Annotated in this window: 10 protein-coding genes and 1 pseudogene; 9 read left to right on the top strand and 2 right to left on the bottom strand. The window is 70.6% G+C overall.

Annotation, left to right across the window (positions count from 1 at the left end; all coding sequences use genetic code 11):
• Nucleotides 1-180: 180 nt before the first annotated feature.
• On the bottom strand, nt 181-1,401 hold the full coding sequence (locus M8H82_RS22400) for an MFS transporter (RefSeq protein ID WP_250076665.1): 1,221 nt from the start codon (nt 1,399-1,401) through the stop codon (nt 181-183).
• Nucleotides 1,402-1,650: 249 nt separating this feature from the next.
• Nucleotides 1,651-3,453: a glycoside hydrolase family 15 protein gene (locus tag M8H82_RS22395; protein WP_250076689.1), complete on the bottom strand. Its 1,803-nt coding sequence runs from the start codon at nt 3,451-3,453 to the stop codon at nt 1,651-1,653.
• A gap of 509 nt (nt 3,454-3,962) precedes the next feature.
• Here M8H82_RS22395 and M8H82_RS22390 point away from each other — a divergent pair.
• The 9 genes and pseudogenes from M8H82_RS22390 (at nt 3,963) to M8H82_RS22350 (ending at nt 14,844) form a co-directional block, all read left to right on the top strand.
• Nucleotides 3,963-5,612, top strand: a complete 1,650-nt coding sequence (locus M8H82_RS22390; protein WP_250076664.1) for a CTP synthase — start codon at nt 3,963-3,965, stop codon at nt 5,610-5,612.
• Between the two features lie 83 nt (nt 5,613-5,695).
• Nucleotides 5,696-6,322: an NUDIX hydrolase gene (locus M8H82_RS22385; RefSeq protein ID WP_250076663.1), complete on the top strand. Its 627-nt coding sequence runs from the start codon at nt 5,696-5,698 to the stop codon at nt 6,320-6,322.
• A gap of 186 nt (nt 6,323-6,508) precedes the next feature.
• Nucleotides 6,509-8,570, top strand: a pseudogene (locus M8H82_RS22380) (tetratricopeptide repeat protein).
• 130 nt (nt 8,571-8,700) lie between these two features.
• Nucleotides 8,701-9,825, top strand: coding sequence for an alanine dehydrogenase (ald, locus tag M8H82_RS22375; protein WP_250076662.1), 1,125 nt, complete (start codon nt 8,701-8,703; stop codon nt 9,823-9,825).
• 372 nt (nt 9,826-10,197) lie between these two features.
• Nucleotides 10,198-11,376 carry a ParA family protein gene (locus M8H82_RS22370; RefSeq protein WP_250076661.1) on the top strand — a complete coding sequence of 393 codons (1,179 nt, stop codon included), beginning with the start codon at nt 10,198-10,200 and terminating at the stop codon, nt 11,374-11,376.
• On the top strand, nt 11,361-11,924 hold the full coding sequence (locus M8H82_RS22365) for a hypothetical protein (protein WP_250076660.1): 564 nt from the start codon (nt 11,361-11,363) through the stop codon (nt 11,922-11,924). Before M8H82_RS22370 ends, M8H82_RS22365 begins: the two co-directional genes overlap by 16 nt.
• Nucleotides 11,925-11,942: 18 nt before the next feature.
• Complete coding sequence (locus tag M8H82_RS22360) at nt 11,943-13,022, top strand: ScpA family protein (protein ID WP_250076659.1); 1,080 nt, start codon at nt 11,943-11,945, stop codon at nt 13,020-13,022.
• Complete coding sequence (scpB, locus tag M8H82_RS22355) at nt 13,019-13,669, top strand: SMC-Scp complex subunit ScpB (protein WP_250076658.1); 651 nt, start codon at nt 13,019-13,021, stop codon at nt 13,667-13,669. Before M8H82_RS22360 ends, scpB begins: the two co-directional genes overlap by 4 nt.
• Before the next feature lie 11 nt (nt 13,670-13,680).
• On the top strand, nt 13,681-14,844 hold the full coding sequence (locus M8H82_RS22350; RefSeq protein ID WP_250076657.1) for a pseudouridine synthase: 1,164 nt from the start codon (nt 13,681-13,683) through the stop codon (nt 14,842-14,844).
• The last annotated feature ends 32 nt before the right edge of the window (nt 14,845-14,876 follow it).

The following is a 14,876-nucleotide window of genomic DNA, read 5'->3' as shown; positions in this document are numbered from 1 at the left end:
GGACGGGTAATTGCAATGCCGGTGCCGCAATGGATGAGGCGGCGGAAATAGCGCCCACTGTCATGACGGTCCCCTCCTTGTCAGGTGTTCACGTGCCGCGCGAATTACCGAATACGTACGTGCGGGTGCCGAATTGCGGGCACGGCGGAAGAAGGCGTCACGGAATGCGGGAATAAGGGCTCAGGCCGCGACGAATTCGGAGGCCGTCCTGTTGCCGCGCAGCGCCCGGTTCACGACGGCCGGAATGGCGGCGCCGATCAGCACGAAGCCGACGGCCATGCTGATCCAGCCGAGGGTGCCGTGCTCGATCACGAGCCAGGTCAGCAGCGCGGGAGCGATCATCTTGCCCAGATCGGCACCCATGGCGTACGTGCCCTGGTACTGGCCCTGGGCGTGCTCGGGCGCCAGACCGAACGACATGCCCCAGCTGCCGGCAGACTGCCGCATCTCACCTAGGACGTGGGCGAGCGCCCCGAGCAGGAGCAGCGCCCCGGCGACCGCGGCGGACACCCCGCCGGTGGCGGCGAACACGAGGCAGGCGACCGCCAGACACAGCGACCCGGAGCGCGAGGCCCTGGCCGCGGCGCGTGGCTCGTCCGTCCCGCGTGCCGCCCGGACCTGGAGCAGGACCACGGTGACGGTGTTGGTGAGCAGGATGGCCGCGATCGTCCACCGCGGGGCGTCGGTGTGGTGCAGGATCCACAGCGGCAGCACGACGTCGAGCAGCAGATTGTGCATGGACAGCAGCCCGTCCAGCGCGATGAAGGCCAGGTACGGCCGGTCCCTCAGCACGATCAGCGCGGGCCCCGGCCGGGCCGGCTGGGCCGGAACGGCGGGCAGCAGCAGCGTGAGCAGCCCGGTCACCAGGTAGGTGGCCGCATTGAACACGACGGCGAGCCGGTACGCCTGGTCGGAGTCGACCACCAGCAGCAGGCCGGCCAGCGCCGCGCCCACGGAGACACTGACATTGCTCGTGGCCCGCAGATAGGCGCGTACGGAGACCCGTTCCGCCGCGGGGAAGAGGCCCGCCACCATGGCCATCCGGGCACTGCGGCTGGCGCTGTAGGCGACGGCCTGCACGCTGAGCACGACGACGTACTGGGCGAACCCGTTCACCGCCAGGAGCGCCGCGGTCAGCGGCCCGAGGGCGAGGAAGGACCAGATCTGGACGGACCGCGGGCCGACCCGGTCGGCCAGCAGACCGGTCGGGGTGCTGACCGCGAGGGCCATGCCCGCGGCGATGCCGACGCCGACGCCGAACTGGCCGGGCGTGAGGTCGAGGACCGTGGTCGCGTAGATGGCGCTGAGCGCCATCCACAGGCCCTGGCCCAGGGTGTGGACCAGGGTGATGCCGGTGAGGACGCGCGCGGGCCCCCCTGACGGGAGGAGCCTGCTCAGCATGACCGGGCCGTGCTCTCAATTCCTGCTGCGCACGTCAGGATCGCCAACATGCCCTACACCTCTCGTTCAGCGCCATTGCCAACGACAAGATTCGGGTAATTCCCCCGTGGATTCGAGGCCGAGATTGTCGGCCTCGCGGGATCTATCGAAACGGGATTTCGGCGCGGCTGTCCAGGAATAAACCTGTGGTGCAGGTCACATTCGAGCAAGTCTGTAGACAGGCTGAAGCGCGGATAAACCAATCACGGTTCAGCCGCCGTAGGCCCCCGAAGCCGTCAGCCGCAGAGCGGTGTCGATCAGCGGCACGTGACTGAAGGCCTGCGGGAAGTTGCCCACCTGGCGCTGCAGGCGCGGGTCCCACTCCTCCGCCAGCAGACCGAGGTCGTTGCGCAGTGACAGCAGCTTCTCGAAGAGCCTGCGGGCCTCGTCCACGCGGCCGATCATGGCCAGGTCGTCCGCCATCCAAAACGAACAGGCGAGGAAGGCGCCCTCGTCGCCCGGCAGCCCGTCGACGCCCTCGGCCTCGCCCTGCGTCGGGTAGCGCAGGATGAAGCCGTCCGGCGTGGACAGCTCGCGCTGGATCGCCTCGATGGTCCCGATGACCCGCTTGTCGTCCGGCGGCAGGAAGCCCATCTGCGGGATCAGCAGCAGCGAGGCGTCCAGCTCCTTGGAGCCGTACGACTGCGTGAAGGTGTTGCGCTCCTTGTCGTAGCCCTTCTCGCACACGTCCCGGTGGATGTCGTCGCGCAGTTCGCGCCAGCGCTCCAGCGGGCCGTCCGCGTCACCGGACTCGATCAGCTTGATGGTGCGGTCCACGGCGACCCAGGCCATCACCTTGGAGTGCACGAAGTGGCGGCGCGGACCGCGCACCTCCCAGATGCCCTCGTCCGGCTCGTCCCAGTGGTCCTCCAGGTAGCGGATCAGCTTGAGCTGGAGCAGGGAGGCGTAGTCGTTGCGGGCGAGCCCGGTCATGTGGCCCAGGTGCAGGGCCTCGGTGACCTCGCCGTACACATCCAGCTGGAGCTGGTGGGCGGCGCCGTTGCCGACCCGGACCGGCGCGGAGTTCTCGTAGCCGGGCAGCCAGTCCAGCTCCGCCTCGCCGAGCTCGCGCTCGCCGGCGATGCCGTACATGATCTGGAGGTTCTCCGGGTCGCCCGCGACCGCGCGCAGGAGCCACTCGCGCCAGGCGCGGGCCTCCTCGCGGTAGCCGGTGCGCAGCAGCGAGGACAGGGTGATCGCCGCGTCGCGCAGCCAGGTGTAGCGGTAGTCCCAGTTGCGGACGCCGCCGATCTCCTCGGGCAGCGAGGTGGTGGGCGCGGCGACGATGCCGCCGGTCGGGGCGTACGTCAGCGCCTTCAGCGTGATCAGCGAGCGGATCACGGCCTCGCGGTAGGGGCCGTGGTACGTGCAGTGCTCGACCCAGTCGCGCCAGAAGTCCTCGGTGGCCGCCAGCGACTGCTCCGGCTCCGGCAGCGGCGGCGGCTGGTGGTGCGAGGGCTGCCAGGAGATGGTGAACGCGATCCGGTCGCCGGGGGCGACGGTGAAGTCGGAGTACGTCGTCAGGGCCTTGCCGTAGGTCTCGCACTCGGTGTCGAACCACACCGAGTCCGGGCCCGCGACGGCCACCGTGCGGCCCTCGTGCTTGTGCACCCAGGGCACGACCCGGCCGTAGGAGAACCGCATCCGCAGGGCCGAGCGCATCCGGACCCGGCCGGAGACGCCCTCCACGATCCGGATCAGCTGCGGGGCGCCGTCGCGCGGGGGCATGAAATCGGTCACTCGGACCGTGCCGCGCGGGGTGTCCCACTCGGATTCCAGGACCAGCGAGTCCCCGCGGTAGCTGCGCCGGGCCGCGGTCGGCGGCTCGGTGTCCGCCGCGTGGGCCGGCCCGAGCCGCCAGAAACCGTGCTCCTCGGTGCCCAGCAGACCGGCGAAGATGGCGTGCGAGTCGAAGCGGGGCAGGCACAGCCAGTCCACCGTGCCGTCCCGGCAGACCAGTGCCGCGGTCTGCATGTCTCCGATGAGTGCGTAGTCTTCGATGCGCCCGGCCACGTGCAACTCCAGTCGAACGGCCACGTCACCCCCTATCAAGAAGGGGGCGGTCGCTGATGCGGTCAAGGGGTCGTTGTAATGCGTCGTTGAGCGGTGAAGCAAAGCAGCCGCTCCGCCGATGAGGCAAAACGCCATCTGTTGCTCAACGAACTGACGAGTCCGTGATGTTCCGGTGGTACGGGCGGGGGTGGTGCCGTCTTGCCGGTCCGGCTCGGCAGTGAGTGTCCGAGCAGGATACGACGCACGTAGATGATCTGCGTGCCGCTCCGGACAACGCGGGTGGGCCGAACGGGTGAGCAACGGGTGAGAAACCGGTGCACCCGTGTGGCCCCGTGTCGGTACGTGCGCGGAGCGTGGCCGGAAGCCATCGCCCCGCGGCGCTGATACCCTGGTAGCCCGTGGACCGGTGGGAGAAAAACCCCCGAACCGCAGCGACGGCGACTCCGGAATCCCCGGTGGGAAAGCCGTATCGCACCCCAGATAGCGACCACGGGAGCCCCGCCTTGGCCATGACGCCCAATTCCACGACGACCAAGCACATCTTCGTCACCGGGGGTGTCGCCTCCTCGCTCGGCAAGGGCCTCACCGCCTCCAGCCTGGGCATGCTGCTCAAGGCGCGGGGCCTGCGCGTCGTCATGCAGAAGCTCGACCCGTATCTGAACGTCGACCCGGGGACGATGAACCCCTTCCAGCACGGTGAGGTGTTCGTCACCAACGACGGCGCCGAAACGGACCTGGACATCGGACATTACGAGCGCTTCCTCGACCGTGACTTGGACGGCTCCGCCAATGTCACTACAGGACAGATCTATTCGACCGTGATCGCCAAGGAGCGGCGCGGCGAGTACCTGGGCGACACCGTGCAGGTCATCCCGCACATCACCAACGAGATCAAGCACCGGATCCGCCGGATGGCGACCGACGAGGTGGACGTCGTCATCACGGAGGTCGGCGGCACGGTCGGCGACATCGAGTCGCTGCCGTTCCTGGAGACCGTCCGCCAGGTCCGGCACGAGGTAGGCCGGGACAACGTCTTCGTCGTGCACATCTCGCTCCTGCCGTACATCGGCCCGTCGGGAGAGCTGAAGACGAAGCCGACCCAGCACTCGGTCGCGGCCCTGCGCAACATCGGTATCCAGCCGGACGCCATCGTGCTGCGCTGCGACCGCGAGGTGCCGACCGCGATCAAGCGCAAGATCTCGCTGATGTGCGACGTCGACGAGGCCGCCGTGGTCGCCTGCCCCGACGCCCGCTCGATCTACGACATCCCGAAGACCGTGCACGGCGAGGGCCTGGACGCCTACGTCGTCCGCAAGCTGGACCTTCCGTTCCGCGACGTGGACTGGACGACCTGGGACGACCTGCTGGACCGCGTCCACAACCCCGACCACGAGATCAACCTCGCCCTGGTCGGCAAGTACATCGACCTGCCCGACGCCTACCTCTCGGTCACCGAGGCGCTGCGCGCGGGCGGCTTCGCCAACAAGGCCCGCGTGAAGATCAAGTGGGTCACCTCCGACGACTGCAAGACCCCGGCAGGCGCCAAGGCGCAGCTCGGTGACGTCGACGCCATCTGCATCCCCGGCGGCTTCGGCGACCGCGGTGTGCTCGGCAAGGTCGGCGCGATCAAGTTCGCCCGCGAGAACAAGATCCCGCTGCTCGGCCTCTGCCTGGGCCTGCAGTGCATCGTGATCGAGGCGGCCCGCAACCTCGCCGACATCTCGGACGCCAACTCCACCGAGTTCGACCCCGCCACCGGCCACCCGGTCATCTCCACGATGGCCGAGCAGCTGGACATCGTGGCCGGCGAGGGCGACATGGGCGGAACGATGCGCCTGGGCATGTACCCGGCCAAGCTGGCCGAGGGCTCCATCGTGCGCGAGGTCTACGACGGCAAGGAGTACGTCGAGGAGCGGCACCGCCACCGCTACGAGGTGAACAACGCCTACCGCGCGGAGCTGGAGAAGAAGGCGGGCATCCTGTTCTCCGGCACGTCCCCCGACGGCAAGCTCGTGGAGTACGTCGAGTACCCGCGGGACGTCCACCCCTACCTGGTGGCGACGCAGGCGCACCCCGAGCTGCGCTCGCGCCCGACCCGCCCGCACCCGCTCTTCGCGGGCCTGGTGAAGGCGGCCGTCGAGCGGAAGATCTCGAAGTAGGACGAGAGTTGTACGGTGGCCGGGGTGCATGCCTGCGAAGGCGCGCACCCCGGTCTTTTTTGGTGCACGTGGGAAGGGCAGGCATGACGATCAAGGACACCCCGCAGGAGTGGGAGATCCGGGCGACGGACACCCCCTTCGTGGGCAACAAGACCTCGGTCCGCACGGACGACGTGGTCATGCCCGACGGAAGCGTGGTCCGCCGCGACTACCAGGTGCACCCGGGCTCGGTCGCCGTCCTCGCCGTGGACGACGAGGACCGGGTGCTGCTCATCAAGCAGTACCGGCACCCCGTACGGCACAAGCTGTGGGAGATCCCGGCCGGACTGCTCGACGTCCCCGGCGAGAACCCGCTGCACGCCGCCCAGCGCGAGCTGTACGAGGAGGCGCACGTCAAGGCCGAGGACTGGCGGGTGCTGACCGACGTCTACACCACGGCGGGCGGCTGCGACGAGGCGGTACGGATCTTCCTGGCCCGCGATCTGTCGGAGGCCGAGGGGGAGCGCTTCGAGGTCGAGGACGAGGAGGCCGACCTGGAGCACGCGCGCGTACCGCTCGCGGAGCTGGTCCGGGGCGTGCTCGCGGGGGAGCTGCACAACAACTGCCTCGTGGTCGGCGTGCTGTCCCTGGTCGCCGCCCGGGCCTCCGGCGGCATGGACGACCTGCGGCCGGCGGACGCGGAGTGGCCGGCGCGCCCCTTCGTGGCGTAGGCGGAGGGGTCGCGCGCCCTCGCCGGGCCCCTGGTCCTACGATCCGCTGATCCGATCGGGGGAGTCTTGGCTCCCGCCCGCCGCGCTCCACACGGCCCGTAGCAGAGCGTGAACTAGGCTCTGAAACACGCCCGTACCGGAATCCCGGCGGGCTTGCGCGTGCGGTGTGGGACGGGAGTGTGGCCCGTGACGGATCAGGCGGTGGACACAGGCGGCGTCGAGCTGTCGACCGGTCATTTCCTGGGCCGGACACGGGAGTTGAAGGAACTCCTCGTCGACATCGAGCGCGCGGGCCTGGACACCCTGTCCGGGAAGAAGGCCCCCCGCGCGCGGGTGCTGCTGATCGCCGGCCGCCCGGGTTCCGGCCGCACCGCCCTCGCCGAGGAGCTGGTCCGGCAGGTCGCCGACCGTTACGGCGACGGGGTGCTGCGCGCCCGGCTCAGCGAGCCCGACGGCACCCCCGTCCCCGTCGACTCCGTCGCCCGCGAGCTGCTCACCGCCCTGGACCTGCCGAGCCCGGCCGGCGCCGCCGAGGACGACCTCACCGCGGCGCTGCGGGACGCCCTCGCCGACCGCAAAATGCTGCTGCTGCTCGACGACGCGGCCACCGCCGAACAGGTCGACGCCCTGCTTCCGGACACCCCCGACTGCCTGGCCGTCGCCGTCTCCGCCGGACCGCTGACCGGGATCGCCGACGTCCGCCCCTGCACCCTCGGCGGGCTGGACACCAAGTCGGCCGTGGAACTGCTGTCCCGGCATGCGGGATCGGTGCGGATCACCGTCGACCCCCGGGCCGCCGAGGGACTGGTCGAGGAGTGCCAGGCGCAGCCCGCCGCGCTGATGCTGGCCGGCGGCTGGCTCGCCGCCCGCCCCAAGGCCGCCGTCGCCGACCTCGGCAAGCAGCTGCACGCCGAGCCCGACGAGGACACCGCGGGCAGTCCGCTCGCCCGGGTCTTCCGGCTCTCCTACGCCGCCCTGCCCGCCACGGCCGCCCGGATACTGCGCCTGCTCAGCCTCGCCCCGGCCGGCCTGGTCGACCCGCACACCGCCTCCGCGCTGGCCGGCTGCTCGGTCAGCGGCGCCCGCACCACCCTGGACGACTTCGTCGCCCTCGGCCTGCTGCGCGCCGTGGACTCGCCGCTCCCGCAGTACGAGGTCCCCGGCTGTCTGCACCCCCTGCTCCGGGCGCTCACCGAGACCCAGGACCGGGCCGCCGAGCTGCAGCTGGCCCGCGCCCGCATGCTGGAGCGGACCGTACGGCTGCTCCAGTCGTGCCGGGCGATCACCGAGACCGACAGCCCGCAGGCGCGCGAGAAGCTCCTCGGCATGCCGCGCTCCCTGCGCTTTCCCAGCCCCCGGGCGGCCGCCGACTGGCTGCGCATCCGCAGGCCCGCCCTGCTCGCCGCGGCCCGCCTCGCCGTCGCCGACGGGGAGCTCGACACCCTGGCCCGGCGGCTGATGTCCCAGCTGGTGCGCGCCATGGTCGCCCACTTCGGCACCCAGGCCGCGGCCGGTGACCTCTACGGCATCCACGGATTGGTGCTGGACGTGGCCGAACGCCGCAATCTGCCCCGCGAGCGGGCCGCCGCCCTGCTGAACCTCGGCGACCTGGACGCCCGGACCGGCCGGACCCGGGAGGCGCTGGCGCGCTACCGGGCCGCGCTGGACGCCGGACGCGAGGCGAACGATCCGTATGCGACGGGCCGCGCGATGGAATCCGTAGGCGGTGCCCATCTCGAGCTCGGGGACTACGACCGGGCCGCCGACTGGTTCGGCCGCGCCCTCGCCCAGCGCCTGGCCCGGGACGAGCGCGCGGAGGCGGCCCGGCTGTACGGCCGGATCGGCGCCGCGCACACCTTCGCGGGGCGCTACGGCGAGGCGCAGCGCAGCTGGCGGGCCGCGGTGGCCGGGTACCGCAAGAGCGGCGATGTCGCCGCCCAGGCGCGGGCGTTGAGCGAACTGGCCCGGGTCCAGGAGTACGCGGGCCGGCCCGAGGAGTCGCTGCGCACCTGCCAGGAGGCGGTGGACCGGGCGCGCCTTGCCGAGGACGTACGACTCCAGGCGGCGCTGCACGTGCGTCTCGCCGACACCTTGGACCGCCTCGGGGACTCCGCCGCCGCTCGACTGCACCGCGCGGCGGCCGAGCGCATGCTGGGTGAAGAGCTCCCGGAGGGGGAGCCAGAGCCGGATAGGGGCGCTACAACCAGCTAACACCTGCGAAATCCGCAGTACACCCGCTGAAGATTGATGCAATGAAAGGCTAGACAGCGGGAACACCTTCATTAGACTGGCTCTGCCGCACCTTCTCCTGCGGTGTCTCCCGGTGTGCCCTCGCATGCCTGGGTATGTCTTGCAATACACCCTCTGAGCCAAGGACCGTGATCGACGTGAAGGTCGGCATCCCCCGCGAGGTCAAGAACAACGAGTTCCGGGTGGCCATCACCCCCGCCGGTGTGCACGAGCTGGTGCGCAACGGCCACCAGGTCGTCATCGAGCGCGGCGCCGGCGTCGGCTCCTCGATCCCCGACACCGAGTACGTGGCCGCGGGCGCCCGGATCCTGGACACCGCCGACGAGGTGTGGGCCACGGCTGACCTGCTGCTGAAGGTCAAGGAGCCCATTGCCGAGGAATACCACCGCCTCCGCAAGGACCAGACCCTCTTCACCTACCTGCACCTGGCCGCCTCCAAGGAGTGCACGGACGCCCTGATCGCGTCCGGCACCACCGCCATCGCCTACGAGACGGTCGAGCTGCCCTCCCGTGCGCTGCCGCTGCTCGCCCCGATGTCCGAGGTCGCGGGCCGCCTCGCCCCGCAGGTCGGCGCCTACCACCTGATGCGCTCGGCCGGCGGCCGCGGCGTGCTGCCCGGCGGTGTCCCCGGCACCCAGCCCGCCAAGGCCGTCGTGATCGGCGGCGGTGTCTCCGGCTGGAACGCCACCCAGATCGCCGTCGGCATGGGCTTCCACGTCACGCTGCTCGACCGTGACATCAACAAGCTGCGCGAGGCCGACAAGGTCTTCGGCACCAAGGTGCGGGCGATCATGTCCAACTCCTTCGAGCTGGAGAAGGCCGTCCTCGACGCCGACCTCGTCATCGGCGCCGTGCTGATCCCGGGCGCCAAGGCCCCGAAGCTGGTCACCAACGAGCTCGTCTCGCGCATGAAGCCGGGAAGTGTCCTTGTCGACATCGCGATCGATCAGGGCGGCTGCTTCGAGGACTCGCACCCGACCACGCACGCCGAGCCGACCTTCCAGGTCCACGACTCGGTCTTCTACTGCGTCGCCAACATGCCCGGCGCGGTGCCCAACACCTCGACCTACGCGCTCACCAACGCCACGCTGCCGTACATCGTGGAGCTGGCCAACCGCGGCTGGGTGGAGGCGCTGCGCCGCGACCCGGCGCTCGCCAAGGGCCTCAACACCCATGACGGCAAGGTCGTTTACCGCGAGGTCGCCGAGGCGCACGGCCTGGAGCACGTGGAGCTGGAGACGCTGCTCGGCTGAGCCCGCCGACCCCGGTGAACTGCTAAGTCACCTTTTCGTAAAGGCGATACGTCAACACTGGTCGTCAACGTCGCACACCCGGCCGGACCTTGCCCGACAAGGTCCGGCCGGATGTGTGTATGGTCACTTTGCGACGCTCGGTCAACTCGCCTCGAACGTAACTCTTCGACCGATTCGCACACCGGTGAAACCTACCGTGCGACGGCCGTACGCCCTTGACAGAGGGATGTTTCATTGCCGACACATCCTGCCGGGTCCGGCGGATTGTGTTGCTGCGGACCGCTGACACGCCATAGAGTCGCCAACCGTCGGCATGGTGCCACGCTGACCTTGTCTAGAAGTTTCCTGGTCCCTAAGGAGGTAAGACGACTTGTGAATGAGTCGACATTTTCTCCCGGGGGTGGTCAACCAGGAAGCCCTGCGCGGGGCCAGGCTCCTGCGGAGTACGAGGCTGTCGGCTCCGTGGCGGTGCGCACCTTCGCAGCCCACCAGAGTCACCAGATGACAGGGACGACTCTGTCAGCACACCAGAGCATGGATGGCCATCACGTGAACGCCATGGCCGGCGACGGAAGTGGCGCGCCCCACAACCACTTCGCCGACTACGACGAACTGCCCGAGGGGCACTTCTACGATCCCGACGCGGAGTACGAGCCCGACCCCGAGTACGCGGCCACGCTCGCGCCCGACGCTGCCCGCCAGCGTCGCGAGCGCATCGGCCCGACCGGCCGGCCGCTGCCGTACTTCCCGATCCCGGGCCCGCTGACCGATCACGGCCCCGCGAAGATCATCGCGATGTGCAACCAGAAGGGCGGCGTCGGCAAGACGACGTCGACCATCAACCTGGGTGCCGCGCTCGCGGAGTACGGACGCCGGGTCCTGCTCGTGGACTTCGACCCGCAGGGCGCGCTGTCGGTCGGACTCGGTGTCAACCCGATGGAGCTCGACCTCACCGTCTACAACCTGCTCATGGAGCGGGGCATGGCGGCCGACGAGGTCCTGCTGAAGACCGCGGTCCCCAACATGGACCTGCTGCCGAGCAATATCGACTTGTCGGCGGCGGAGGTCCAGCTGGTTTCCGAGGTCGCGCGCGAGTCGACGCTGCAACGCGCCCTGAAGCCGCTCATGGCCGACTACGACTACATCGTGATCGACTGTCAGCCCTCGCTCGGCCTGCTCACGGTCAACGCCCTGACGGCCGCGCACAAGGTGATCGTGCCGCTGGAGTGCGAGTTCTTCGCCCTCCGTGGTGTGGCACTGCTGACGGAGACCATCGAGAAGGTCCAGGAGCGACTCAACCCGGAGCTGGAGCTCGACGGGATCCTCGCCACGATGTACGACTCGCGCACCGTGCACAGCCGCGAGGTGCTCGCGCGCGTCGTCGAGGCCTTCGACGACCACGTCTACCACACGGTCATCGGGCGCACGGTCCGCTTCCCGGAGACCACGGTCGCCGGTGAGCCGATCACCACCTACGCCTCCAACTCCGTCGGTGCCGCCGCCTACCGCCAGCTCGCCAGGGAGGTGCTCGCCCGGTGTCACGCCGAGTGAGTCTGCCGGGGGCCGACGAACTGTTCCGTACGACAGGGGGGATGGCGCTCCAGGCGTCCACCCCCCGCCGAGGGGCCAACGGCGAGGCCCGGGTGCCCGCTCCCGCGGGGGAGAGCGACAGCGCCGCCGCGGAGGACGCCCCGCATTCGGTGCCCGCACAGGGCGGCGAGGGCGCGGAGCACGTCGCCGCGGATGCGGAGCCGGCGGAGTCCGGCGAGTCCCGCAGCCGGGGCGCCGGCGCGGACCGCTCCGGGCGGCGGCCGGCGGTGCAGGAAGGTTCTGGCGACGCCTCGGCGCCGCGCACCAAGCGCGGACGGGCCGCCTCGCGGCGGCCGAGCGGGCGTGAGCGGCACGATGAGAAGATCACCGTGTACGTGTCGGCCGAGGAGCTGATGGATCTCGAGCACGCCCGTCTGGTGCTCCGGGGCGAGCACGGCCTCGCCGTGGACCGCGGGCGGATCGTCCGGGAGGCGGTGGCCGTGGTGCTCGCGGATCTGGAGAGCCGCGGGGACGCCAGCATCCTCGTACGACGGCTTCGCGGGCGGTAGCGGTAGCCTGCGAGGGCTATGACCTCGAACGACGCTCCCGTCCCCGGCACCGGTGCCTCCGGCGGCCGGCGGCGTGCGCTCGGCCGGGGGCCGGGGAGCGTCCGGCCGGCCGAGCCGGAGGCGGTGCCCGCCCGGCCGGAGCCCGAGGCGCCGCCCGCCGAGCCGGAGCCGGGGCCCGAGGCGGTCACCGCTGAACCCGGGTCCGCTGAACCCGGGTCCATCGAGGCCGGGTTCGCCGAGGCCGGGCCGACCGAGCCCGGGCCGGCGTCCGGTGACGGGGTCTTCAAGGTCCGGCTCGCCAACTTCGAGGGCCCCTTCGATCTGCTGCTCCAGCTGATCTCCAAGCACAAGCTGGACGTCACCGAGGTCGCCCTGTCGAAGGTGACCGACGAGTTCATGGCGTACATCCGGGCCCTGGGACCGGACTGGGACCTGGACGAGACGACCGAGTTCCTCGTGGTCGCCGCCACCCTGCTGGATCTCAAGGCGGCCCGCCTGCTGCCCGCCGCCGAGGTCGAGGACGAGGCCGATCTCGCCCTGCTGGAGGCGCGGGACCTGCTCTTCGCGCGGCTGCTCCAGTACCGCGCGTACAAGCAGATCGCCGACATCTTCAACCGGCGCCTCGACGAGGAGGGCCGGCGCTACCCCCGTACCGTCGGCCTCGAACCGCACCACGCCGAGCTGCTGCCCGAGGTGGTCATCAGCATCGGCCCGGAAGGGTTCGCGAAGCTCGCCGTGAAGGCGATGCAGCCCCGGCCCAAGCCGCAGGTGTACGTCGACCACATCCACGCCCCGCTGGTCAGCGTCCAGGAGCAGGCCGGGATCGTCATCGCGCGGCTGAAGGAGCTCGGCGAGGCCAGCTTCCGCGAGCTCGTCGCGGACACCGACGACACCCTGACCGTCGTGGCGCGGTTCCTGGCGCTGCTGGAGCTGTACCGGGAGAAGGCCGTCGCCCTCGACCAGGAGACCGCCCTCGGCGACCTGATCGTGCGGTGGACCGGCGGAGCGGGCGACGACCGCCCGATGGTGACCGACGAGTTCGACCGGCCGCCCGAGCCGCCCGGGTCGCCGGAGCCGTCCAGGGAGGAGAAGAAGTGAGCGAGGAGATCAGCGAGCCGCCCGCCGGGCCGCGTGCCACGGCCGACCTCGAGCTCAAGCCGGCCCTGGAGGCCGTCCTCATGGTCGTCGACGAGCCCGCGACCGAGGAGCACCTCGCCAAGATCCTCCAGCGGCCCCGGCGGCAGATCGGGGACGCGCTGCGCGAGCTGGCCGACGAGTACACCGTCCAGGGCCGCGGTTTCGAGCTGAGGCTGATCGCCGGCGGCTGGCGCTTCTACTCGCGTCCCGAGTACGCGGCGGCCGTCGAGGGCTTCGTCCTGGACGGCCAGCAGGCCCGTCTCACCCAGGCCGCGCTGGAGACCCTCGCGGTGGTGGCGTACCGGCAGCCGGTCAGCCGCAGCCGGGTCTCGGCGGTGCGCGGAGTCAACTGCGACGGCGTCATGCGCACCCTCCTCCAGCGGGGTCTGGTCGAGGAGGCGGGCACGGAACCCGAAACAGGTGCGATCCTGTACAGGACGACGAACTACTTCCTGGAGCGGATGGGCCTGCGCGGCCTGGACGAACTACCGGAACTCGCGCCCTTCCTCCCCGAGGCGGAGGCGATCGAGGCCGAGACCCTGGAAGGCGTTCCGTCGTTCGATCCGGACGCACCCGATGCGCCGGGTTCCGACGACGCAGACGACTAGACGGAATTTTGATGCGAAGCAGCAGCGGCAGGAACAGCAGCGGAAACAACGGCGGGAGCCGTGGTGGCAACAGCGGCGGCCGCGGCGGGAGTGGCGGCGGACGCGGCGGGAGCGGCGGTGGCCGTGGTGGGAGTGGCGGTGGCCGCGGTAATTTCCGCGGTGCCGGCAACAACCGCGACGACAAGCCGGGCAGCGGCCGTCCGAAGAACCCGCGCCCGGAGGAGCGGCGCTACGACGTCGGCCCCGGCGCCACGCAGGACGGCCCGAAGTCGGGTCGTGGCCCCTCGGCCCGCGGTGGCGCCAAGGGCGGCCCCAAGCAGGGCCAGCGCTCCGGCGGCCGGACGGCTCCGGCACGCTCCCGCGAGTACGAGACGCGCACGGAGGAGCGCAACCGCGACCGGTACGCCGGCAAGCCGGAGGTCAAGCTTCCCAAGACCTTCCCCGGCGCCGAGCAGGAGGGCGAGCGGCTGCAGAAGGTCCTCGCGCGCGCGGGCTACGGCTCCCGCCGGTCCTGCGAGGAGCTGATCGAGCAGGCGCGGGTCGAGGTCAACGGCGAGATCGTGCTGGAGCAGGGCAAGCGGGTCGACCCGGAGAAGGACGAGGTCAAGGTCGACGGCCTGACCGTGGCGACGCAGTCGTACCAGTTCTTCTCGCTGAACAAGCCCGCCGGTGTGGTCTCCACCATGGAAGACAACGAGGGCCGGCAGTGCCTCGGCGACTACGTGACCAACCGCGAGACGCGGCTGTTCCACGTGGGCCGGCTCGACACCGAGACCGAGGGCGTCATCCTGCTCACCAACCACGGTGAGCTGGCGCACCGGCTGACCCACCCCAAGTACGGCGTGAAGAAGGTCTACCTCGCGCACATCGTGGGCCCGATCCCGCGAGACCTGGGCAAGCGGCTCAAGGACGGCATCCAGCTGGAGGACGGGTACGCCAAGGCGGACCACTTCCGCGTCGTCGAGCAGACCGGCAAGAACTACCTCGTCGAGGTCACCCTGCACGAGGGCCGCAAGCACATCGTGCGGCGCATGCTGGCCGAGGCCGGGTTCCCGGTCGACAAGCTGGTCCGGGTGGCCTTCGGGCCGATCACGCTGGGCGACCAGAAGTCGGGCTGGCTGCGCCGCCTGTCGAACACCGAGGTCGGCATGCTGCTGAAGGAAGTCGACCTCTAGGTCTCTGACCTGCGGGCCCGGACTCCGGGCCC

This window comes from Streptomyces sp. YS415, assembly GCF_023544665.1.
Taxonomy (GTDB): Bacteria; Actinomycetota; Actinomycetes; order Streptomycetales; family Streptomycetaceae; genus Streptomyces.
Note: the sequence above shows the minus strand (reverse complement) of the source record. Positions and strands in the feature narration are given on the sequence as shown.

Bases quoted from the DNA above. Each gene is read 5' to 3' on its own strand.
- M8H82_RS22360 (WP_250076659.1), top strand. From the start codon at position 11,943: ATGACCTCGAACGACGCTCCCGTCCCCGGCACCGGTGCCTCCGGCGGC.
- M8H82_RS22350 (WP_250076657.1), top strand. From the start codon at position 13,681: ATGCGAAGCAGCAGCGGCAGGAACAGCAGCGGAAACAACGGCGGGAGC.
- M8H82_RS22400 (WP_250076665.1), bottom strand. From the start codon at position 1,401: ATGCTGAGCAGGCTCCTCCCGTCAGGGGGGCCCGCGCGCGTCCTCACC.
- M8H82_RS22385 (WP_250076663.1), top strand. From the start codon at position 5,696: ATGACGATCAAGGACACCCCGCAGGAGTGGGAGATCCGGGCGACGGAC.
- M8H82_RS22390 (WP_250076664.1), top strand. From the start codon at position 3,963: ATGACGCCCAATTCCACGACGACCAAGCACATCTTCGTCACCGGGGGT.